Consider the following 21,490-nt stretch of genomic DNA (forward strand, 5'->3'; position numbering starts at 1 on the left):
GTCATCGACGCCTCCCTCGGCGGAGCACTGACCCGACCGCCCCGGCCAGCAGCAGCGCCGCCCCCACGCCGGCGGCACCGAGCATCCGGTGCTGCCGACGGACCCGGCGGCGCACCTCCGCGTACGGGGTGGTCGAGAAGGACACCAGTTCGTACCGGGAAACGTACCGGCCGGGCAGGGCCCGTTCCAGTGCGTGTTCCACCCGGCGGCCGAACTGGAACAGCGGCGAGGCGACCTTGTCGCGCATCTCCACGAAGTTGGCCAGGGCCATCTGGGCGATCGCCTCCGCGTTGTCCTGCCGGCGCCGCTGGAACAGCGGCAGCGCGGCGGACCAGTCGTCGGCGCACTCGTCGAGGCAGCGGTCCAGCTCCACCACGTCCTCGAACGCGCAGTTCGCACCCTGCCCGTAGAACGGCACGATGGCGTGCGCCGCGTCGCCGAGCAGGCCCACCCGCCCGGTCACCTGCCACGGGTCGCAGCGGACCGTGCCCAGCACCCCGACCGGGTTGTGCTGGTAGTCGTCGACCAGGTTCGGCGCCAGCGGCAGCAGGTCCGGGTAGTGCTGCGCGAAGTGCCGCTCGATGGCCGCCGGGCTGCCCAACGACGCGAAGCTCGCGGTGCCGTGGGTGGGCCAGAAGAGCGTGCAGGTGAAGGAGCGGTCCGGGTTGGGCAGCGCGATCATCATCGACGTGCCCCGCGGCCAGATGTGCAGCGCCTCCGGGTCGAGCGCGAAGTCCCCGCCCAGCGGCGGGATGGTCAGTTCCTTGTAGCCGTAGTCGAGGAAGTCCACGCTCTCGCGGAGCAGCCCGTGCCCGAGGAGCTGACCGCGTACGGCGGAACCGGCCCCGTCGGCGCCGAGCACGACCGGCGACGTGGCCAGGGCCTTGCCCTGCGGCGTCTCGAAGGTCATCTCACCGGTGGTCGAATCGAGGCCGACCAGCCGGTGGTCGAAGGCGACCCGCACACCGGGCAGCGCGGTGGCGGCGTCCAGCAGGGCGTTGTTCAGCGCGCCCCGGCTGATCGAGTTGATCGCCCGGTCACCGGCCGCGCTGTACGGCTGGAACTGCGACTCCCCCGCGACCGGGTGGATCATCCGGCCGCGCATCGGCAGCGCGTCCGACATCACCTGGGTGTCCAGCCCGATCCGGCGCAGCGCGTCCAGCCCGCGCTCGGACAGCGCCAGGTTGATCGACCGGCCCCGCTCGACCGTCCCGGTGCGCGGGTCCGGCCGGCGCTCGTAGAGGGCGACCCGGTAGCCGCGCCGGGCCAGGAAACAGGCGAGCAGGCAGCCGGCGAGGCCGGCGCCGACGACGGCGATCTCGTCGCGTTCCTGGCTCATCGGCGCCTTCCCTTTCGTTCGCGACTGCGCGGCTCGCAAACCCGGCTCACTCCTCGCGCTCACCGGGACACCTCCACCGTCGCGGCCAGCGCCTCGGCCACCCGCCAGCAGTCGTGGTACGAGCAGTACAGCGGTACCGGGGCGAACCGGAGGACGTCCGGCTCCCGGGCGTCGGCGATCACCCCGTGCTCGTGCCGCAGGCGCTTGGCCAGCCCGGCGGCGCTACCGGTGCCGATCCGCACCGAGAGCTGAGCACCGCGCCGGGCCGGGTCGCGGGGGGTGACCACGGTGAGCGGCCGTCCCGGCGTCACCTCGTCCAGCAGCCGCTCCAGGTAGCCGGTCAACCGCACGCTGCGCTCCCGTAGCGCCGGCATGCCGACCGCGTCGAAGAGTTCCAGCGAGGTGCGCACCGGGCCCATGGCGAAAATCGGCGGGTTGGAGACCTGCCAGGCCTCCACGGTGGCCGGCGGCCGGGAGACCGGCGTCATCTCGAAACGGGTCGCCGCCTCGGTGCTCCACCAGCCCTCGAAGCGGGGCAGCGCCGGGTCGCCGAGGTGGCGCTCGTGCACGAACACGCCGGACAGCGCCCCCGGACCGGAGTTCAGGTACTTGTACGAGCACCAGGCCGCGAAGTCCACGTCCCAGTCGTGCAGGTGCAGCGGCACGTTGCCGGCGGCGTGCGCGAGGTCCCAGCCGACGACGGCACCGGCCGCCCGGCCGGCCGCGGTGATCGCCGGGATGTCCATCAGTTCGCCGGTCAGGTAGTTGACGCCGCCGAGCAGCACCAGTGCGACGGTGTCGCCCTCGGTCGCGAGGAGGTCGAGCACGTCGGCCGTGCGCAGGGTGTCCTCGCCGGGACGGGGACGCAACCGCACCACCGTCGTGTCCGGGTCGAGGCCGTGGAAGCGGGCCTGACTGCGGACGGCGTAACTGTCCGACGGGAAGGCGGTGTCCTCGATGACGATGCGGGTGCGGGCCCCGGCGGGCCGGTAGAAGCTGACCATCAGCAGGTGGAGGTTGACGGTGAGGGAGTTCATCACCACCACCTCCGCCGGCCGGGCGCCGACCAGTCGCGCGGCCGGCCCGGTCAACAGCTCGTGGTACGGCAGCCACGGCCGCTCGGCCTCCAGGTGCCCCTCCACTCCCAGCCGCCGCCACGCGTCCAGGTCGCCGAGGAGCTCGTCCCGGGTGGCCCGGGGCTGCAGGCCGAGCGAGTTGCCGGCCAGGTAGGCGGCCTCCGGGTAGCGGCCGCCGTCCGCGGCCGGGACGTGGAACAGGTGCCGGTGACCGGGGTCGGCGGCGTCGAGGCGGAGGGCCTCGTCTTCGGTGCTCGTCACGGGATGTCTCGACCTTCGGTCACATCGCGGTCCGGGCCGACCACAGCTCCGGGAAGACCACCCGGGCCATGCTGCGCTGCAGCCACGCCAGCCCGGCGGAGCCGCCGCTGCCGACCTTGGCGCCCATCGTGCGCTGCACGGCCTTGATGTGGTTCCACCGCCAGTCGCCGAACTGCTCGGCCACCTCGGTCAGCGCCTCGCCGAGCAGGCGCAGGTGGTTCTCCGGCCCGGCCTCCTCGTCGTAGATCCGTACCCAGGCGGCCTCGACGGCGGGGTGCGGCTGGTGCTCGCCGGTGACGTCCCGGTCCAGCAGCTCGGCGGGGACCTCGTGCCCGTGCCGGGCGAGCAGGGCGACCACGTCGTCCCAGAGGCTCGGGGCCGCCAGGGCGGCGCGCAGCTCGGCGTACACCTCGGCCTGCCGGCGGAACGGCCGGATCAGCGCCTCGTCCCGGAGGCCCAGCAGGAACTCCAGGTGGCGGTACATCGCCGACTGGAAACCTGAGCCCTCGCCGAGCAGGTTGCGGAACCGGTTGAAGTCGGCCGGGGTCATCCAGCGGAGGCCGTTCCAGGCCGCGTTCAGGCCCTCCAGGTGCAGGGCGGCGCGGCGCAGCGGGGCCAGGGCGTCCCAGATCCGGTCGGCGCGCAGGTGGCGCTGGGCCTCGCGCAGCTCGTGGCAGGTCAGCCCGAAGTACAACTCCATGATCTGGCTGACCATGAGGAACGACATTTCGCCCGGGTCGTCGCTGAGCGGCGCCTGCAACCGGTGCAGCGTGCTGGCCTGCACGTACGCGTCGTACGGGACCCGCCCGCCGAAATCCAACGTCGGCTCGCCGCCGTTGCTGGCGGCCCGTGCGGCCCGCTGGCGCGGGGTGACCGGCCGCACCGCCGCCCGGGTGGCCGCCCGCAGGTCCGTCCGTTCCACCGGTCCACTCCCTCCACATACCGGGTCACCCGGCGTCCCCGCCGGATGACCGACATGATCCCGCGGCGGGAACGGCCAATGGAATGCCGGATCAACGTCTCTGCCGGCCCATTGCCTGTTGATCGCAAGGCGATGGCACCGATCCGGTTGAAGAACGTAAGGTCGGTGCGTGGACGAGATGGACTGGGCGCTGCTGCGCGAGCTGCAGGCCGACGCCCGGCTGTCGTACAGCGAACTGTCCCGGCGGGTGCACCTGTCCCCGCCGGCGGTGGCGGAACGCGTACGCCGGCTGGAGGAGTCGGGTGTGATCACCGGCTACCACGCGCACGTCGACCTGAGCCGGGCCGGGCGGACGGTCGTGGCGCTGATCCGGATGTCCTGCTACGGAGCCCGTTGCATCCTCAACGACCCGGAGGTGGAGAGCTGGCCGGAGATCATGGAGATCCACCGGATCACCGGCGACGCGTGCAGCATGCTGAAGGTCGCGGCCGGGTCGATCGGGGAGTTCGAGGCGGTCATCGACCGACTCGCCCCGTACGGCCAGCCGTCCAGCACCATGGTTCTGTCCACCCCACTGGACTGGCACCCGGTAACCCCACTGCCCCCACCCGCCCCACCCGCCCGGCGCTGACCCGCACCCGGGGTTTGCCGCCGGGCCAGCGGGAAAGCAGGGCCGGTCACCCGGGGAGGGGTTCCGGTGGTCGTCACCGGGAGGGGGAATCATGCGGGGTCATCGCGTACTCGCCATGCTGGCCTTGGTGGCGGCGTTCGTCCTGGTCGGAGCCGCACCCGTGCGGGCCACCGAGAACGCCTTCGTCGAGGTGACGCCGAACCCGGCGCAGGCGGGCACCCGGGTCAGCATCCGGGCCAGCTGCGACAACGCCAACAACCGCCAGGCGACGGTGCAGTCCGACGCCTTCGGGCGGGTGTTCCTCCGGCCGGACAACGGCTTCCTCACCGGGCAGGTCACCATCCCCGGCAGCAGGGAGCCGGGCGACTACCAGGTGGACCTGCGCTGCGAGAACAGCAACACCGCGACCACGACGCTGACGGTGCTGAACATGCAGCAGCCCACGAAGGGGCCGGCGACCGGGGGCGGCGGCACCGCCGGCGGGCCCGGCTCGCTGCTGCTGATCGGTGGCATCGCCGCGGTGGCCCTCGCCGTCGGGTTCGGCTTCTTCGGCAGCCGCCGTTCCGGGGCCGGCGCCTGACCTCCACCTCCCGCCATGGCCGGAGCGCACAGGCGTACCCGATCGGGCCGGGCCCGGGCGGCCACCCGGCGGGCCCGGGCGGGGGCCGCCACCCGGCGGGCGCTGCGGGCGTCCGCCCGGCTGGCCGGCGCGACCGCACGGCGGCTGCGGCGGGTCGCCGGGCAGACCGTCGCCGCCAGCGTTCCCACCACCGACCCGGCCGCCGGTCCACTGCCGGCGCGTCCGCGCCACCGCTGGGTGGCCGCCGGCCGGCGGCTGGTGCCCTCGCGGAACCCGGGTGTGCCGGTCCTGGTGATCGGGACGCTGATGGTGCTGATCATCGCGATGCTCGGGGTGGAGCGGATCACCGGGATGAGCCTGCTGCCGGACCGGTTCACGGCCGGCCTGCGTCCGCCGCCGAAGAAGTTCCCGGTGCTGCCCGCGAGCCCGCCCGTCGCCATCGAGATCGAGGCGATCGACGTGGCGGCCCCGGTGCACACCGTCGGGCTCGCCCCGGACGGCACCATCGCCGCGCCGGATGCCGGCCGCGCCCACGAGGCCGGCTGGTACGACCAGGGCCCGACCCCGGGGCAGTACGGCCCGGCCGTCATCGTCGGGCACGTGGACACCACCACCGGGCCGGCGGTGTTCCACGGGTTGCGCACCCTCGACGCGGGCGACCAGGTGGAGGTGACCCGCTCCGACCGCACGGTGGCGGTGTTCGAGGTCAACTCGGTGGAGCGGTTCGACAAGGAGAGATTCCCGGCCGACCAGGTCTTCGGCGACTTCAGCCGGCCCAACCTGCGGTTGGTGACCTGCGGCGGCCGGTGGGTCGGCGGCGGGACCGGCTACGCCGACAACGTCGTGGTGTTCGCCTCGCTGGTGACCTCCCGGCCGCGGTGAGCCCGGCCCGCTCAGGCCGCCTCGGGCTCGCGCAGGTCCAGCCAGTCCGCCCAGCGCGGGTCGGGCGCCCGGTGGCCGAGCACGCGCCACGCGGTGCCCTTCGGGGCGGCCGGCAGCGCGTGCAGCCGCCAGCCCAGCTCGGCGGGGGTCTTGTCGCCCTTCGTGTGGTTGCACCGGGCACAGGCCGCCACCACGTTCTCCCAGGCGTGCCGGCCGCCCCGGCTGCGGGGGAAGACGTGGTCGATGGTCTCCGCCGGGCCCCGGCAGTAGGCGCAGCGCCAGCCGTCGCGGGCGAAGATCGCCCGTCGGGACAGGCCCACGTGCGTGCGGTACGGCACCCGGACGAAGCGGGTGAGCCGGACGACCGACGGGACCGGGAGCGAGTTGCGGGCGCTGTGCAGGACGCCGTCGCCGTCGGCGACGCAGACGGCCTTCGCGGAGAGCACGAGAATGGCGGCACGACGGACGGACACGACACACAGGGGCTCGTAGGTGGCGTTGAGGACGAGCGCGCCGGAGCCCACCGTGGGTCGTATGTCAGGCATCGCGCTCACCCTCCCGGTTCAGCGGCCCCTGCTCGCCACCGCCGGCCGGAAACGGGCGCAGCGACCCACCGACCGACGCCGGCCCGGATCACCGACGTCCGTGCGCCAATCGTCCCTGATAAGACCCCGGATTGCACGTACTAATCCGGGGTCCCCCACCGAAGCTTTCCCCGCCCCTGCCACCGATGACCGGTTCGCCCTGATCACGGCCGCCGGCCGGGCCGGTGCCGGCGACCGGGACCGGTCGCGCGGGCGGGACGTCGACGCCGATCCCGCTCCGGGTCACGCCGTGGCGGGTCGACCGGCAGCGGTCCGGCCGCTTGCGGTACGAAGACAGGGTGGATGAATCCATCTCGATCATGTCGGCCGCGCCGACCCCCGCCCCCGCAGGCACCCCGAGCCCGGAGTGCCTGGACGAGACGGTCTGCCGCGGCGCCTGGGAGCTGACCGGGTCCGTCTGGTTCGCGGAGGGCAGCTACTGGATCCTGATCAAGCCGCTGCGCATCGCCCTGATCCTGCTGCTGGCCGTGGCGGCACGGTGGCTGGTGCACCGGACGATCAAGCGGCTCGTCCGGACGACCAGCGAGGCCGGCGTACCCACCATGCTCCGGCCGCTGCGGGAACGGATCCCCACGGCGCCCACCGAGCCGGGCGAGTTCATCCCGGAGCGGCGGCGCCAGCGGGCCGAGGCGATCGGGTCCGTGCTGCGCAGCCTCGCCACCGCGTTCATCTTCGGCATCGCGCTGCTGATGGTGCTCAAGGAGTTCAGCTTCGACCTGGCGCCGCTGCTCGCCAGCGCGGGCATCGCCGGCGTGGCGCTCGGCTTCGGCGCGCAGAGCCTGGTGAAGGACCTGATCGCCGGCCTGTTCATGCTGATCGAGGACCAGTACGGCGTCGGGGACACGGTCGACCTCGGTGAGGCCACCGGTGTGGTCGAGTCGGTGGGGCTGCGGGTGACGACGGTCCGGGACGGGCGGGGGGTGCTCTGGTACATCCGCAACGGCGAGATCATCCGGGTCGGCAACAAGAGCCAGGGCTGGGCGCTGGTCGTGGTCGACCTGCCCATCGGCTTCGCCAGTACCGAGGAGGCGACGGCGGTGCTGCGGACGGCGGCCGCCTCGGTCGCGCTGGACCCGGAGCTGGCGCCGGAAATCGTCGAGGCGCCGGAGGTGCTGGGCGTCGAGCAGATGACGGTGGAGGGCGCCGTGATCCGTACCGTGGTGAAGACGACGGCGGACGGGCAGTTCGCGGTGGGCCGGGAGCTGCGCCGCCGGCTGGCCGAGGCCCTGGAGAACTCGGGGATCACCGCCAAGATCGCCGCAGCTCGGCTCTACCCGGGCCTGCCGGTACGGGCGCCCGGCGAGACCGGGGTCGGGGGCGCCACCTGACGAAAGCAGCGGGGTTCCCGCCGGCCGGCCCCTCGGGTATCGTCCGTTCGTTCAGTCGGCGATGCGACGATCAACCCGTCCGGCCTAGCCAGTTGTCGGACTTTCGGGCAGAATCCCGTGCACACGCTCCCCCCGCGGAGCGTGGTCACGTCCTCGCTGATCGGCAGATCTGACGACGGTTCCCAGGCCGGGCCATCACGAGTGGCCGGTCCAGCGGAACGATGGAGGCGACGGTGTCCGACGAGCGACCTTCTCCGGAAGGGCCGGCCACCTTCCGCGAGGTGTTCGCCCAACGCGAGTACCGGGCCGTCTTCACGGCGAGCACGCTGGGCTGGATCGGCGACTACATCGCGAAGGCCGCCGTCACCCTGCTGATCTACCGGGAGACCGAGTCGGTGGCGCTCTCCGCCGCCGCGTTCGCCGTCAGTTACCTGCCCTGGATCGTCGGTGGCCCGCTGCTCGCGACGCTCGCCGAGCGGTACCCGTACCGGCGGGTCATGGTCACCTGCGACCTCGTCCGGATGGCGCTGATGCTGGTCATCGCGATCCCCGGAATGCCGAGCCCGGCGATCCTGGCCCTGCTCTTCCTCGCCACCCTGGCCAACCCGCCGAGCCAGGCCGCGCGGTCGGCGCTCATGCCGCTCATCCTGAGCGGTGACCGTCTCGTGGTCGGCCTGTCCGTGAACGCCAGCGTCGGCCAGGCCGCGCAGGTCGTCGGCTACCTGGCCGGTGCCGCCGTCGCCGCGGCGAACCCCGCCGCCGCCCTGCTGATCAACGCGGGGACCTTCGGCGCGTCGGCCGTCCTCGTCCGCCTCGGCGTGGCCGACCGGCCGCCCGCGATGACCGCCGCGCACCGCAGCCACCTGCTCCGGGAGACCGGCGAGGGCTTCCGGATCGTCTTCGGCACCCCGGTGCTGCGCGCCATCGCGATCCTGGTCTTCAGCGCGATGCTGTTCTCCATCGTCCCGGAGGGCCTCGCGGCGGCGTGGGCGGGTCGGCACGCCGACGACATGGAGCGGGGGGCCGCCCAGGCGGTCATCATGGCCGCCAATCCGGTCGGGTTCATCCTCGGCGGTCTGATCGTCGGCCGCGCGGTGACGCCGGCCCGGCGGCTGGCGCTGATGCGGCCGCTGGCCGTCGTGGCCCCCCTGACGCTGGTTCCCGCCCTGCTCGACCCGCCACCGCTGGTGGTGGCGCTGATGGCGGCCGCGTGCGGGTTCGCCGTCGCCGGCATGCTGCCGATGGCCAACGGCCTGTTCGTGCGGGCCCTGCCGGACGGCTTCCGCGCTCGGGCCTTCGGTGTCATGGCGACCGGCGTCCAGGTGATCCAGGGCCTCGCGGTCCTGGTCACCGGCCTGCTCGCCGACCGTTTCTCCATTCCACTGGTGGTCGGGGTCTGGAGCGCGGCGGGCGTCCTGCTGATGGCTCTCGTCGCGCTGAACTGGCCGAGCCCGGCCACCGTCGACGCGGCGGTCACCGCCGCCCAGCAGGGTGGCCGACCGGTGGCAAAGCCGGACGGCTCGGCGGAGGTGCCACCACAACCGTCCCGGTCACCCGGCGGGCCGGGCCGGACCCCGGCGGGCGGCCGTGGTCCCGGGGACCACCCGGACGGCGGCCGGTCGGGCGAGTCAGGGCGCCACTGGCACGTGGTGACCTGACCGGTCCCACCACGGCGGTGACCCGCCCCACAGCGGGCGGCGCCGGAGCGGCACCGGGGCACCTGGCAGGATGGAACGGTGAATCCCGCAGCTGAGTCCGGTGCGCCGACGACGTTCTTCGAGGCGGTCGGTGGGGAGTCGACATTCCGCAGGCTGGTGGACGAGTTCTACGCGGGCGTCGCCACCGACCCGCTGCTGCGCCCGATGTACCCGGAGGACCTGGGGCCGGCGGCGGACCGGATGACCCTGTTCCTGATGCAGTACTGGGGCGGGCCGAACACGTACTCCGCGCAGCGGGGGCACCCGCGCCTGCGGATGCGGCACGCGCCGTTCCGGATCGGGGCCGCCGAGCGGGACGCGTGGCTGAAGCACATGCGGCACGCCGTGGACCGGCTGGACCTGCCGCCCCACCTCGCCGCCGCGCTCTGGGAGTACCTGGAGCGGGCCGCGTACTTCATGGTGAACGTGATGGAGGACCCGGCCGCGCCGGCGTGACCCCGGCCGGGGCGGTCCCCCGACGGCGCCTCAGAGCAGGGCGCCCTCGTCGTGCAGCCAGTCGACGAAGCTGGTGGCCACCGCCGCGCCGCAGTCGAGCATCTCGACCAGGAGCGCGTCGTGCGCCCCGGCGCCGAACGGCACCTGGAGCTCCGCGTAGATCGGGAGCTGACCGCGCTCGGTCGGGTCGCCGATGTACGCCTTGCAGAAGCGGCGGGTGTGGTTCCACTCGTTGACGACGCGGTAGGCCCGGTCCTCCCAGTCCGGCGGGACCGTCGCGTGTGGACGCGCCCGCATCACCAGGATCTCGTCCTCCGGGCCCTCGAGGGTGACCAGGACGGCGTGCCGCTCCCACATCGCCAGCAGGTTGCCGTCGCCGTCGGCCAGATAGCGCACATCGAGCAGGTCGAGCGCGTCGCAGACCCGGCTGAGCGTCACCGGTGCGACGGTCGCCGGCATGTCGGCGATCGGGGGACGGTCGGCACCTGGGCAGTTGTCGCCCGGCTGACGTGGGGTCGGGGGCCCGACCCGGACGGTGCCCTCCACTGTGATCCCGCTACGACTGTCCGGGTCACCGCCGCCGTTGGCGGGACCGGGGCGCCATGACCACCACGGCATCGCTCGCGCACCTCACTCCCCAGCGGATCCAGTCGCCTACGGTGCGTTGGATCCGAGGATGGACGGTACCCGGACAGCCGGGCGGAAGCATCCCCCCAACGACAGCCCCAGGACAGAAGGATGATCGGGGGTCACCCGAACGGATGGTTGGCCGCCGGCCGGACGGCGAGATCCGTCGCCGTCTGCGACCATGCGGCTCCGTACGGGCCGACCAGACCGACCCACCGGCCGGCGGCACGCACCTGCACCCCGCCGCCCGTCTCGTCCCCGCCCAGGAAGCCCATGCGCACCACACCCTGGACCAACCGCTGGGAGACCTCGACCGGTTCGCCGGGCGGAACGTCCGGGGTGACGACCACCGGCACGTGGTCGAGGAGGGCGTCGCGCAGGGCGCGCTGCCCCACCGCGCGTCCGCCCACGCCGTGCGCCGAGGCGTCCCGCAGGGCGTCCGCGGCGGCCGACGCCACCCGGCGCACCTCGGCGGCCGGCAGGGTCTCCACCCGCCGGCTGGCCGCGGGCGGCAACGGCCAGCGCCAGTCGGCGTCCCGCCGGGCCGGCAGCGCCGCACCGCCGGCCGTCAGCTCCGCCAGCAGCTGGCCGGCCGCCACGGTGACGTCGTCACCCGGGCCGGCACCGGCGACCGTGCGGACGACCAGCACTCCCCACGGCAAACGCCCCCAGAGGGCGGTGCGACCCTCGGCGCCGGCCGGGCGCAGCCGCACCAGCGCCGCCCGGTCCAGCCGGACCAGCCGGGCCAGGAACGCGCCCGCGTCGGCGACGCCGGACAGCCCGTGACCCGCGACCGCGGCGGCCTCCCGGCCGGCGTCGTCCGGGCCGGTCACGCCGGGCCGGCCTGCGGGGCGTACGTGAGGAGGAACTCGCGCTCCTCCGGCGACAGCCGCCGGGGCAGCTGGAGGTCGAGGTCGAACGGCACCAGCACCGACCGGGCGCGGCTGACGAGACGGTCGCCGTCGTACATCTCGTACGCGACGGTGAAGGCCGCCGCCCGGATCTCCGCCACCCACATCTCGATCCGCACCGTCGGGGCCGCCTCCGCGGTGGCCCGGCCGAGGGCGTAGTCGACCGGCCGCAGGTAGTCGATCTCGTGCCGGCGGATCACCACGCCGTCGGCGAACGAGCCCACCCCCCACGCCCGGCCGCCGGCGAACATCAACGCCACCCGCGCCTCCTCGTACAGGGTGAGGAAGCGCGAGTTGTTGACGTGGCCGTACGCGTCCAGGTCGGACCACCGCAGGGTGCAGTGGTAGACGAAACGGTCCGCCATGCTCAGTCGCGGGTCAGCTTGCGGTAGGTCACCCGGTGGGGCCGGGCGGCCTCCGCGCCCAGACGGTCGATCTTGTTCTTCTCGTACGCCTCGAAGTTGCCCTCGAACCAGAACCACTTCGCCGGGTTCTGGTCGTCGCCCTCCCAGGCCAGGATGTGCGTCGCGACCCGGTCGAGGAACATCCGGTCGTGGGAGATGACCACGGCGCAGCCGGGGAACTCCAGCAGCGCGTTCTCCAGGCTGGAGAGGGTCTCCACGTCCAGGTCGTTGGTCGGCTCGTCGAGCAGGATGACGTTGCCGCCGATCTTCAGCGTCAGCGCCAGGTTGAGCCGGTTGCGCTCGCCGCCGGAGAGCACCTTGGTCGGCTTCTGCTGGTCCGGCCCCTTGAAGCCGAACGCGGCGATGTACGCCCGCGACGGCATCTCGACCTTGCCCACCATCAGGTGGTCCAGGCCGTCGGAGACGACCTCCCAGACCGTCTTGTCGCCCGCGAGGCCCTGCCGGCTCTGGTCGACGTACGACAGGGAGACCGTCTCGCCCACCCGGACCGTGCCGTCGGTCGGCTCCTCCAGCCCGACGATGGTCTTGAACAAGGTGGTCTTGCCGACGCCGTTCGGGCCGATCACGCCGACGATGCCGTTGCGCGGCAGCGAGAAGCTGAGGTCGTCGATCAGCACCCGGTCGCCGAAGGCCTTCGTCAGGTTCTTCGCCTCGATGACGGTGCTGCCCAGGCGCGGGCCCGGCGGAATCTGGATCTCCTCGAAGTCCAGCTTCCGGGTCTTCTCCGCCTCGGTGGCCATCTCGTCGTACCGGTCGAGCCGGGCCTTCGACTTGGTCTGCCGGGCCTTGGCGTTGGAGCGGACCCACTCCAGCTCATCGGAGAGGCGCTTCTTCAGCTTGGCGTCCCGGCGACCCTCGACGGCCAACCGGGCGGCCTTCTTCTCCAGGTACGTGGAGTAGTTGCCCTCGTACGGGTAGGCACGGCCGCGGTCCAGTTCCAGGATCCAGTTGGCCACGTTGTCGAGGAAGTACCGATCGTGGGTGATCGCGATGACGGTGCCGGCGTACTTGGCCAGGTGCTGCTCAAGCCACTGCACGCTCTCCGCGTCCAGGTGGTTGGTCGGCTCGTCGAGCAGCAGCAGGTCGGGCGTCTCCAGCAGCAGCTTGCAGAGCGCGACCCGGCGGCGCTCACCACCGGATAGCTGCGTGACGTCGGCGTCCGGCGGCGGGCAGCGCAGCGCGTCCATGGCCAGCTCGAGCTTGGAGTCGATGTCCCACGCGTCGGCGTGGTCCAGCTCCTCCTGGAGCTTGCCCATCTCCTCCATCAGCTCGTCGGAGTAGTCCGTCGCCATCTGCTCGGCGATCTTGTTGAACCGCTCCAGCTTGGCCTTGGTCTCGGCGACCGCCTCCTCGATGTTCCCGAGGACGGTCTTGGCGTCGTTGAGCGGCGGCTCCTGCGCCAGCATGCCGACGGTGAAGCCGGGCATCAGCCGGGCCTCGCCGTTGCTCGGCTGGTCCCAGCCGGCCATGATCTTGAGCAGGCTGGACTTACCGGCACCGTTCGGGCCGACCACACCGATCTTGGCACCCGGCAGGAAGTTCAGCGTCACGTTGTCGAGCACGACCTTGTCGCCGTGCGCCTTGCGCGCCTTGTCCAGGACGTAGATGAACTGGGCCACGGTGCGGGCTACCCTCCGTCGGTTGCGGTCGCGAGCTTGTGGCGCGGGCGCGGGCGCGGGCCGCGACTTCCGCCCGCCGCCGCCGGCCGAAAGCCCGGCCGCACGCACGCCGTCGTCAATCCTGACAGGTACGCCGCGCTCCGCCCACATCACCCCGCCTCTTCCCGGTACGCGGCACACCGCTGTCGCCAAGATCACGCCGGGGGTTCGGCGGACGTGGGACGGGTAGGTAACTCCGACACGGGGCACCAGAGGCCGCAGCTACGCTCAGTACGCTCATCGCGGTGGACCCGTCTGCACCCGGAGGTGGCCGAACGTGACCGTCCGTAGCTCCTTTGTCGTAGTGGCCAACCGCCTGCCCGTCGACGAGGTGAGCACACCCGAGGGGCGGCAGTGGCGACGCAGTCCGGGCGGACTGGTCACCGCCCTGCACCCGGTCCTCGCCGAGCACAAGGGCACCTGGGTCGGCTGGGCCGGCGGCACCGGCGCCGCGCCCGAGCCGTTCGACCTGGAGGGCATCCGGCTGCACCCGGTGCCGCTCAGCGCGGACGAACTCGAGCGCTACTACGAGGGGCAGTCGAACGCCACGATCTGGCCGCTCTACCACGACGCGGTCGAGACGCCGGTCTACAAACGACGCTGGCGGGAGGCGTACCGCCTGGTCAATGCCCGGTTCGCGGAGGCCGCGGCGGACGTCGCCGCCGAGGGCGCGACGGTGTGGGTGCAGGACTACCAGCTCCAGCTCGTGCCGGCGATGCTCCGCGAGCTGCGGCCGGACCTGCGCATCGGTTTCTTCCTGCACATCCCGTTCCCGCCGATCGAGCTGTTCATGCAGATGCCGTTCCGCACCGAGATCCTGCGCGGGCTGCTCGGCGCGGACCTGGTGGGCTTCCAGCAGCGACTGGCGGCGCAGAACTTCGTCCGGCTGGCCCGGCACCTGCTCGGCCTCCGCTACGAGGGGCAGATGATCCAGGTGGACGGCCGCCAGGTGAAGGCGGGCGCCTTCCCCATCTCGATCGACACGATGGAGATGGAGCGGCTGGCCGCCGACCCGGCCATCCAGGCGCGGGCGAAGGAGATCCGGGAGGAGCTGGGCAACCCGAAGACGATAATCCTGGGCGTCGACCGGCTCGACTACACCAAGGGCATCGAGTTGCGGCTCAAGGCGTTCCGCGAGCTGCTCGCTGACGGAAAGTTGACAGTGCCGGACGCGGTTATGGTGCAGGTGGCGACGCCGAGCCGCGAGCGGGTGGAGCACTACCAGGCACTTCGCGTCAAGGTCGAGCGCGAGGTTGGTCGGATTAATGGCGAATTCGGCAGGGTGGGCGTCCCCGCGGTGCATTATCTGCATCAGTCGTACAGTCGCACTGAGCTGGCCGCGATGTACGCCGCCGCCGACGTGATGATGGTGACCCCCCTGCGAGACGGAATGAATCTGGTGGCCAAGGAGTACGTCGCATCGCGCGCCGACCAGGGTGGCGCGCTCGTGCTCAGTGAGTTCGCCGGCGCCGCCACCGAGCTGCGTCAGGCGTTCCTGTGCAACCCGCACGACCCCGACGCGGTCAAGGACGCCCTGCTGCGGGCCGTGCACGTGGAGAAGCCGGAGGCCCGCCGCCGTATGCGGACAATGCAACGCCACCTGCGCACCCACGACGTGGGGCACTGGGCGAAGTCGTTCCTCACCGAGCTCGGCGTGCCCGAGGCGGACGCCGCGTGAACGCCGCCCCCGACGTCGTCACGTCCACCGCCGGCAGCCTGGACCGGGAGCTGCGCACCGCCATCGGCCGGATCGCCCGCGTCCCCCAGCTGCTCATCGCCTGCGACTACGACGGCACGCTCGCGCCGATCGTCGAGGACCCGAGCAAGGCCGTACCGCTGCCGGAGTCGGTGGCCGCGGTGCGCGCGCTCGCCGCGCTGCCGCAGACCACCGTGGCGGTGGTCTCCGGGCGGGCGTTGCGCGACCTGGCCGCGCTGTCCCGGCTGCCCAGCGAGGTCCACCTGGTCGGCAGCCACGGCTCGGAGTTCGACATCGGCTTCGTCGAGCGGCTCTCCCCCGAGCTGATCGCCGTCCGCACCCGGCTGCGCGAGACGCTTCGGGAGATCGCCGCCGCCCACCCCGGGATCCGGCTGGAGCGCAAGCCGGCCAGCGTGGCGGTGCACACCCGCGGCGCCGACCCGCAGGTCGCCGCCGCCGCCATCGAGGCGGTCCGCAGCGGCCCCGCCACCTGGGACGGCGTCACCGTCACCCAGGGCAAGGAGGTCATCGAGCTGTCGGTGGTGGCCACCCACAAGGGCACGGCCGTCGACCAGCTGCGCACCCAGCTCTCCGCGAGCGCCGTGCTGTTCATCGGCGACGACGTCACCGACGAGAACGCCTTCGGCAACCTGCACGGCCCGGACGTCGGCATCAAGATCGGGCCGGGCGACACCAAGGCGCAGTACCGGGTGGCCGAGCCGATCGAGGCGGCCCGGGCCCTCGGGCTGCTGCTGGAGACCCGGCGACACTGGCTGTTCGGCGAGCGGGCGGTGCCCATCGAGCGACACTCGATGCTGGCCAACGGGCGTACGGTCGCCCTGGTCACCCCCGAGGCCAAGATCACCTGGCTCTGCAACCCCAAGCCCGACTCGGCGGCGATCTTCGCCGACCTGGTGGGTGGCGGCCCGGCCGGATACTTCAGCGTCGCGCCCGAGCGCGGCGGCATCCCGCTCGGCCAGCGGTACCGGTCGCGCACGATGACCCTCGAGACCCGCTGGTCCGGCCTGGCCGTGACCGACTGGCTCGACCTCCCGGACACCGAGACCACGCCGGAGGGCCCGGCGATCATCAGCGCCGACTCGACCCTGGTCCGGGTGCTCACCGGCCGTGGCCGGGCCCGCCTGGAGTTCGCCCCCCGGCCCGAGTTCGGGCAGGTGGCCGTCCAGTTGCAACCGCTCGGCGACGGCCTGCTCGTGCTCGGCTCCAACGAGCCGGTCGCGCTCTACTCGCCCGGCGTCGAGTGGGAGGTCACCGGGGACGGCGTGTACGAGACGGCCAAGGCCGTCGTCGACCTCTCCGCCGCCGGCGGGCAGGTCGTGCTGGAGATGCGTTTCGGCACCCACAGCCTGGAACACCACCGGCTGCCGATCCACGAGCGGCAGGCCGCCGCGGAGCAACCCTGGAAGGACTGGGTGGCCTCGCTACGGCTCCCGAGCACCGCCCGGGATCTGGTCGCCCGCAGCGCGCTCACCCTGCGAGGGCTCTGCCACGAGCCGTCCGGCTCGATCCTGGCCGCCGCGACCACCTCGCTGCCGGAGGAGCTGGGCGGCGTCCGCAACTGGGACTACCGCTACTGCTGGCTGCGTGACGCGGCCATGAGCGCCCGCGCCCTGGTCGACCTCGGTTCGACCGGCGAGGCCGAGGCGCTGCTGCGCTGGATCGACGGCGTCGTGGAGCGCACCGGCGGGCACCCGGAGCGGCTGCACCCGCTCTACACGGTCGACGGCTACGAGCTGGGCGCCGAGGCGGTCATCGACACGCTGCCCGGGTACGCCGGCTCCCGGCCGGTCCGGGTCGGCAACCTGGCCAACCACCAGCTCCAGCTCGACGTCTTCGGCCCGATCGCCGATCTGATCGCCGCCGTGGCCGACGCGCGCGGCACGGTCCGCGAGGACGAGTGGCGGGTCCTGGAGAACATGGTCGAGGCGGTCCGCCGCCGCTGGCACGAGCCGGACCACGGCATCTGGGAGGCCCGCCTCCCACCCCGGCACCACATCTTCTCCAAGGTCATGTGCTGGATGACCGTCGACCGGGCGCTGCACGTCGTCCGCCAACACGGCGGGGAGGACCGACCGGAGTGGGTGGAGCTGCGGGACCGGATCGGCGCCAACGTGCTGGAGTACGGCTGGCACGAGCACGCCGAGGCGTACAGCGTCGCGTACGGGCACGAGGACAGCGACGCGTCCTCGCTCTGGATCGGGCTCTCCGGGCTGCTCCCCGGCGACGACCCCCGGTTCCTGTCGACGGTGCTGAAGATCGAGGCGGATCTGCGCAGCGGCCCGGTCGTCTACCGCTACCACTGGGACGACGGCCTGCCCGGTCGCGAGGGTGGCTTCCACATCTGCACGTCGTGGCTCGTCGAGGCGTACCTGCGTACCGGCCGCCGCACCGACGCGGAGGAGCTGTTCACGCAGATGATCGACACCGCCGGGCCGACCGGGCTGCTGCCCGAGCAGTACGACCCCCTCGCTGAGCGCGGCCTGGGCAACCACCCGCAGGCCTACAGCCACCTCGGCGTGATCCGCTGCGCCCTGCTGCTGGACAACATGCTCAAGCAGTGACCTGACCAGCGACGACGGCGGCCGGACACGTTCCGGCCGCCGTCGCGCGTTCGGCCGCGACCGGGTTGACCGGCCACACCCCGCCAGCCCAGCTCTCCTGCCGGCTCCCTTTGCTCTGCTTCAACGGACGCACCGGAAACGCCGGCGAACCGGCGCGTGGGTTGAAGCAGAGCAAAGGGGACGAGGGACCTCCGGCGGCGCCCGACCGGGGTCGGGTGCTCAGCCGGCCGCGGCGAGCACCGGCACCACGTCGCCGACGACGACCACCGCGGGCGGACGCAGCTCCGCGGCGACGACGTCGGCGGCGACCGTGCCGAGTGTCGAACGGAGCATCCGCTGCGCGCCGGTCGTTCCCTCCTGCACGACGGCCGCCGGGGTGTCCGCCGGTCGGCCGTGCGCGACCAGCGTCGCGGCGATCGCGGGCAGGTTCTTCAGCCCCATGAGGATCACCAGCGTGCCGCGGAGCCCGGCCAGGTGCTCCCAGCGCACCAGGGAGGCGGGCGAATCGGGTGCGACGTGCCCGGACACCACGGTGAACTCGTGCGCCACCGCCCGGTGGGTCACCGGCACGCCGGCCGCCGCCGGCACCGCGACCGCACTGGTCACCCCGGGCACCACGGTCACCGGCACGCCCGCCTCGGCGCAGGCCAGCAGCTCCTCGCCGCCACGGCCGAAGACGTACGGGTCACCGCCCTTGAGCCGTACCACGGCCTTCCCGGCGAGCGCGCGGTCGACCAGGATGCGGTTGATCTCCTCCTGCGCCCGGGACGGGCCGTAGGGGATCTTCGAGGCGTCGACCAGCTCGACGTCGGGCCGTAGCTCGTCCAGGAGCAGCCCGGGAACGAGCCGGTCGGCGACCACCACCTCCGCCTCGGTGAGCAGGCGCCACCCCTTGAGGGTGATCAGTTCCGGGTCGCCCGGCCCGGCGCCGACCAGCGCCACGCGCCCGCCGGGGGCGTTAACAGGGGACCCCTCCTCTACCTGAGGAGTTGGGAAGGGGTCCTTCCTTGCACTCAGCAGGTCGCGGACCGCGTCGCGCACGGTCATCGCGCGGCGCGGGTCGCCGCCGCCGAGGACCGCCACGGTCACCGGGCCGTGCCGGGTGACGGCGGGCGTCCAGGCCGTCGCCGCGGCCCGGTCGTCGGCACGGACGCAGAAGATCCGCCGCTCGGCGGCCGCCGCGCTGACCGACGCCGCGGCGATCGGGTCGTCGACCGCCACCTGCACCAGCCAGGCGCCGTCCAGGTCCTCCGGCGCGAAGCGGCGCCGTGCCCAGTGCAGCCGGCCGGCGTCGACGTGCGCGCGCAGCGCCGGGGTCAACTCCGGCGCGACGAGGAACACGTCCGAGCCCGCGTCGAGCAGCGCCGGCACCCGGCGGGTGGCCACCGCTCCCCCACCCACCACGACCACCCGCCGGCCGGCGAGGCGCAGGCCGAGGGGGTACGGGTTCCGGCTCACACCGCCGCCCCGCTCCGCACCCCGGCGACGTCGGGCGCCGCGGGGTTGAGCCGCCTGGTCCGCTCGCTCACTTCTCGGCCACCCCCGCCGCGTCGAACGTCGCCACCTCGTGCAGCACGCGTACCGCGCCGGTGACCACGGGCAGGGCCAGCAGCGCGCCGGTGCCCTCGCCGAGGCGCAGCCCGAGATCGATCAGCGGGGTCAGCCCCAGCCGGTGCAGCGCCACCGTGGCGCCCGGTTCGGCCGAGCGGTGCCCGGCGACCATCGCGCCGGTGGCGGGCGGGGCGAAGGCCGCGGCGGCCAGCGCGGCGGAGACCGCGATGACCCCGTCCAGCAGCACCGGGACCCGGCGGGCCGCGGCGCCCAGGATCAGCCCGGCCAGGGCGGCGTGTTCCAGGCCGCCCACCGCGGCCAGCACGCCGAGCGGGTCCGCCGGGTCGGGCGCGTGCCGGTGCAGCGCGGCCCGCACCACCTCGATCTTGCGCCGGTACGTGGGATCGTCGACCCCGGTACCGCGACCGGTCGCCTCGGCGGGGTCGACCCCGCCGAACGCCGCGACCAGGGCGGCGGCCGGGGTCGTGTTGCCGATCCCCATGTCCCCGGTGAGCAGGATGCCCGCCCCGGCGTCGACCAGGTCGCCGGCGACCCGGATGCCGGTCTCGACGGCGGCCCGCGCCTCGGCACGGGTCAGGGCGGCCTCGACGGTCATGTCCCGGGTGCCGCGCCGGATGTTCGCCTCGACCAGCCGGGGACCGGTGTCCGCGCCCGGGGCGGCGACGGGCGGCGTGGCGACGCCCACGTCCACCACGGTGACCGAGGCGCCGGCCTGCCGGGCGAACGCGTTGACCACCGCGCCGCCGGCCAGGAAGTTGCCGATCATCTGCGCGGTGACCTCCTGCGGCCACGGGGTGACGCCCTGGGCGTGCACGCCGTGGTCCCCGGCGAAGATCGCCACCGCGGCCGGCTCGGGCAGCGGCGGGGGGCAGGCGCCGGCCAGGCCGGCGAGGCGTACCGAAAGTTCCTCCAGCGCGCCGAGCGAGCCGGCCGGCTTGGTGAGCCGGCCCTGCAGGTCGCGGGCGGCCGCCATCGCCGGCTCGTCGAGCGGTCCGATCGCCGCGATCGTCGTCTCCAGCATCACGCCTCCAGGATCTCCGCCAGTACCTCGATGAACGCGTCTGTCGTCGCCGGGTCGCGGACGGCGATCCGCAGCCAGTCCGGGCCGAGCCCGGGGAAGGTGTCGCCTCGGCGTACCGCCCAGCCGCGCTCCCGCAGGGCGACCCGCACGGCGGCGGCACCGGGCGTGTGGATCAGCACGAAGGCGCTGGCCGGCCGGCCCGCGACGCGTACCCCGGGTAGGGCGGTCAGGCGCGCGACCAGATGGTCGCGGTCGGCCGCGAGCCGGGCGGCGATCGCGCGCTCGGCCTCGACCGCCTCGGGCCCGGCGCAGGCGGCGGCGGCGGCGAGGGCCGGCGTGGACACCGGCCACAGCGGCTGCACGGCGGCGAGCCGGCCCAGCAGGGCGGCGTCGCCGAGCAGGTAGCCGATCCGCAGCCCGGCCAGCCCCCAGGTCTTGGTGAGGCTGCGGACCACCAGCAGGCCGGGCAGGTCACGGCGGGCGGCGAGGGACTCCGGCTCGCCGGGGACGCCCGACGCGGTGGTGGTGTCGGCGAACGCCTCGTCGACGACGAGGATCCGGCCCGGGCGGGCCAGCACCGCGACGTCGCCGGCGGGGTGCAGCACCGAGGTCGGGTTGGTCGGGTTGCCGATCATGACCAGGTCGGCGTCGGCGGGGATGCGCGCGGGGTCGAGCCGGAACCCCTCGGCCGGGTCGAGCAGCACCCGCTCGACCCGGTGCCCGGCCGCCGTCAGGGCGGCCTCGGGCTCGGTGAACTGCGGGTGCACGACCACCGGGCGGCGGACGCCGCGCAGCGCCTGGGCGATCAGCACGAAGCCCTCGGCGGCGCCCGCGGTCAGCAGCACCTCGGCCGGGGGCCGGCCGTGCCGGGCGGCGACGGCCTCCCGCGCGGGACGGGCGTCCGGGTACGCGGCGAGGTGGCCGAGCGCGGCGGTGATCGGGTCGGCCAGCCAGTCGGGCATCGGGGCGCGGCGCACGTTGACGGCCAGGTCGACCAGGCCCGGGGTGGCCTCCACGTCGCCGTGGTGCCCGAGGTCGGGCTCGTCCCGCGGCCCGGTGGACCCGCCCCGGGCGCCGGGGAAGGTGAGCACCACGCCGGAGGGCGCCTCGCTCGGCCCGGGGTGTCCCGACTGCCTCTCACGCATGACCGCGATCCTGCCGGGAAGGCGGCGCGCGGGACAGCGCCACGCGGCGTGGGGCGCGTCACGAGCGCCGCGTTTA

Annotated in this window: 19 protein-coding genes; 8 read left to right on the forward strand and 11 right to left on the reverse strand. The window is 73.6% G+C overall.

Going from position 1 to position 21,490, the window contains the following annotated elements; genetic code table 11:
* Position 1: 1 nt before the first annotated feature.
* The 3 genes from AB0873_RS14645 to AB0873_RS14655 are packed head-to-tail and all read right to left on the reverse strand — an operon-like array spanning position 2 to position 3,598.
* Entirely contained in the window at positions 2–1,339 is a 1,338-nt protein-coding gene (locus AB0873_RS14645; RefSeq protein WP_366600201.1) for an NAD(P)/FAD-dependent oxidoreductase, read from the reverse strand.
* Between the two features lie 59 nt (positions 1,340–1,398).
* Positions 1,399–2,676 (reverse strand): kynureninase, encoded by a 1,278-nt coding sequence (gene kynU / locus AB0873_RS14650; RefSeq protein ID WP_366600203.1) that lies wholly within the window; start codon positions 2,674–2,676, stop codon positions 1,399–1,401.
* Between the two features lie 19 nt (positions 2,677–2,695).
* The gene (locus AB0873_RS14655; RefSeq protein ID WP_366600204.1) at positions 2,696–3,598 is read right to left on the reverse strand and encodes a tryptophan 2,3-dioxygenase family protein; all 903 of its coding nucleotides are present in this window, start codon (positions 3,596–3,598) and stop codon (positions 2,696–2,698) included.
* 169 nt (positions 3,599–3,767) lie between these two features.
* Between AB0873_RS14655 and AB0873_RS14660 the strand changes: the two genes are divergently transcribed.
* The 3 genes from AB0873_RS14660 (at position 3,768) to AB0873_RS14670 (ending at position 5,691) form a co-directional block, all read left to right on the forward strand.
* Positions 3,768–4,229, forward strand: coding sequence for an Lrp/AsnC family transcriptional regulator (locus AB0873_RS14660; RefSeq protein ID WP_366600205.1), 462 nt, complete (start codon positions 3,768–3,770; stop codon positions 4,227–4,229).
* Positions 4,230–4,344: 115 nt separating this feature from the next.
* Positions 4,345–4,809 (forward strand): hypothetical protein, encoded by a 465-nt coding sequence (locus AB0873_RS14665; RefSeq protein WP_366600207.1) that lies wholly within the window; start codon positions 4,345–4,347, stop codon positions 4,807–4,809.
* Between the two features lie 102 nt (positions 4,810–4,911).
* Positions 4,912–5,691, forward strand: coding sequence for a class F sortase (locus AB0873_RS14670; protein WP_366600403.1), 780 nt, complete (start codon positions 4,912–4,914; stop codon positions 5,689–5,691).
* An 11-nt stretch (positions 5,692–5,702) separates the two neighbouring features.
* Here AB0873_RS14670 and AB0873_RS14675 read toward each other — a convergent pair whose 3' ends face one another.
* Complete coding sequence (locus AB0873_RS14675; protein ID WP_155330642.1) at positions 5,703–6,236, reverse strand: HNH endonuclease; 534 nt, start codon at positions 6,234–6,236, stop codon at positions 5,703–5,705.
* A gap of 359 nt (positions 6,237–6,595) precedes the next feature.
* On the opposite strand from AB0873_RS14675, the gene AB0873_RS14680 reads away from it, so the two are divergent.
* The 3 genes from AB0873_RS14680 to AB0873_RS14690 all read left to right on the forward strand — a co-directional run bounded on the left by AB0873_RS14680 (position 6,596) and on the right by AB0873_RS14690 (position 9,777).
* Positions 6,596–7,624, forward strand: coding sequence for a mechanosensitive ion channel family protein (locus tag AB0873_RS14680; RefSeq protein WP_366600405.1), 1,029 nt, complete (start codon positions 6,596–6,598; stop codon positions 7,622–7,624).
* A gap of 221 nt (positions 7,625–7,845) precedes the next feature.
* Positions 7,846–9,282 carry an MFS transporter gene (locus AB0873_RS14685; RefSeq protein WP_366600208.1) on the forward strand — a complete coding sequence of 479 codons (1,437 nt, stop codon included), beginning with the start codon at positions 7,846–7,848 and terminating at the stop codon, positions 9,280–9,282.
* Between the two features lie 78 nt (positions 9,283–9,360).
* Positions 9,361–9,777 (forward strand): globin, encoded by a 417-nt coding sequence (locus AB0873_RS14690; protein WP_366600209.1) that lies wholly within the window; start codon positions 9,361–9,363, stop codon positions 9,775–9,777.
* A 30-nt stretch (positions 9,778–9,807) separates the two neighbouring features.
* Here AB0873_RS14690 and AB0873_RS14695 read toward each other — a convergent pair whose 3' ends face one another.
* The 4 genes from AB0873_RS14695 to ettA all read right to left on the reverse strand — a co-directional run bounded on the left by AB0873_RS14695 (position 9,808) and on the right by ettA (position 13,359).
* Positions 9,808–10,395 carry a YbjN domain-containing protein gene (locus AB0873_RS14695; RefSeq protein ID WP_155330640.1) on the reverse strand — a complete coding sequence of 196 codons (588 nt, stop codon included), beginning with the start codon at positions 10,393–10,395 and terminating at the stop codon, positions 9,808–9,810.
* A 131-nt stretch (positions 10,396–10,526) separates the two neighbouring features.
* Complete coding sequence (locus tag AB0873_RS14700) at positions 10,527–11,237, reverse strand: hypothetical protein (RefSeq protein WP_366600210.1); 711 nt, start codon at positions 11,235–11,237, stop codon at positions 10,527–10,529.
* Positions 11,234–11,680, reverse strand: a complete 447-nt coding sequence (locus tag AB0873_RS14705; RefSeq protein ID WP_155330638.1) for a thioesterase family protein — start codon at positions 11,678–11,680, stop codon at positions 11,234–11,236. The genes AB0873_RS14700 and AB0873_RS14705 overlap by 4 nt, the downstream gene beginning before the upstream one ends.
* A gap of 2 nt (positions 11,681–11,682) precedes the next feature.
* The gene (gene ettA / locus AB0873_RS14710; protein ID WP_155330637.1) at positions 11,683–13,359 is read right to left on the reverse strand and encodes an energy-dependent translational throttle protein EttA; all 1,677 of its coding nucleotides are present in this window, start codon (positions 13,357–13,359) and stop codon (positions 11,683–11,685) included.
* Positions 13,360–13,675: 316 nt separating this feature from the next.
* Between ettA and AB0873_RS14715 the strand changes: the two genes are divergently transcribed.
* Positions 13,676–15,076 carry a trehalose-6-phosphate synthase gene (locus AB0873_RS14715; protein WP_155330636.1) on the forward strand — a complete coding sequence of 467 codons (1,401 nt, stop codon included), beginning with the start codon at positions 13,676–13,678 and terminating at the stop codon, positions 15,074–15,076.
* A complete protein-coding gene (gene otsB / locus AB0873_RS14720; RefSeq protein WP_366600211.1) occupies positions 15,073–17,676 on the forward strand; it encodes a trehalose-phosphatase in 2,604 nt (867 codons plus the stop codon). The genes AB0873_RS14715 and otsB overlap by 4 nt, the downstream gene beginning before the upstream one ends.
* A gap of 219 nt (positions 17,677–17,895) precedes the next feature.
* Here the strand turns inward: otsB and cobA are convergent, their stop codons facing one another.
* From cobA to cobC, 3 genes are all read right to left on the reverse strand, one after another.
* Entirely contained in the window at positions 17,896–19,134 is a 1,239-nt protein-coding gene (cobA, locus tag AB0873_RS14725; protein WP_366600212.1) for a uroporphyrinogen-III C-methyltransferase, read from the reverse strand.
* Between the two features lie 67 nt (positions 19,135–19,201).
* Entirely contained in the window at positions 19,202–20,269 is a 1,068-nt protein-coding gene (gene cobT, locus AB0873_RS14730) for a nicotinate-nucleotide--dimethylbenzimidazole phosphoribosyltransferase (RefSeq protein ID WP_366600213.1), read from the reverse strand.
* Complete coding sequence (gene cobC, locus AB0873_RS14735; protein ID WP_366600214.1) at positions 20,269–21,414, reverse strand: Rv2231c family pyridoxal phosphate-dependent protein CobC; 1,146 nt, start codon at positions 21,412–21,414, stop codon at positions 20,269–20,271. Before cobC ends, cobT begins: the two co-directional genes overlap by 1 nt.
* Between the last annotated feature and the right edge of the window lie 76 nt (positions 21,415–21,490).

Origin of the sequence: Micromonospora sp. NPDC047707 (assembly GCF_040704235.1) — a bacterium.
Lineage (GTDB): Bacteria > Actinomycetota > Actinomycetes > Mycobacteriales > Micromonosporaceae > Micromonospora.

Bases quoted from the DNA above. Each gene is read 5' to 3' on its own strand.
- AB0873_RS14675 (WP_155330642.1), bottom strand. From the start codon at position 6,236: ATGCCTGACATACGACCCACGGTGGGCTCCGGCGCGCTCGTCCTCAAC.
- AB0873_RS14695 (WP_155330640.1), bottom strand. From the start codon at position 10,395: ATGCCGTGGTGGTCATGGCGCCCCGGTCCCGCCAACGGCGGCGGTGAC.
- cobT (WP_366600213.1), bottom strand. From the start codon at position 20,269: ATGCTGGAGACGACGATCGCGGCGATCGGACCGCTCGACGAGCCGGCG.
- AB0873_RS14705 (WP_155330638.1), bottom strand. From the start codon at position 11,680: ATGGCGGACCGTTTCGTCTACCACTGCACCCTGCGGTGGTCCGACCTG.
- AB0873_RS14680 (WP_366600405.1), top strand. From the start codon at position 6,596: ATGTCGGCCGCGCCGACCCCCGCCCCCGCAGGCACCCCGAGCCCGGAG.
- cobC (WP_366600214.1), bottom strand. From the start codon at position 21,414: ATGCGTGAGAGGCAGTCGGGACACCCCGGGCCGAGCGAGGCGCCCTCC.
- AB0873_RS14665 (WP_366600207.1), top strand. From the start codon at position 4,345: ATGCTGGCCTTGGTGGCGGCGTTCGTCCTGGTCGGAGCCGCACCCGTG.
- AB0873_RS14645 (WP_366600201.1), bottom strand. From the start codon at position 1,339: ATGAGCCAGGAACGCGACGAGATCGCCGTCGTCGGCGCCGGCCTCGCC.
- AB0873_RS14685 (WP_366600208.1), top strand. From the start codon at position 7,846: ATGGAGGCGACGGTGTCCGACGAGCGACCTTCTCCGGAAGGGCCGGCC.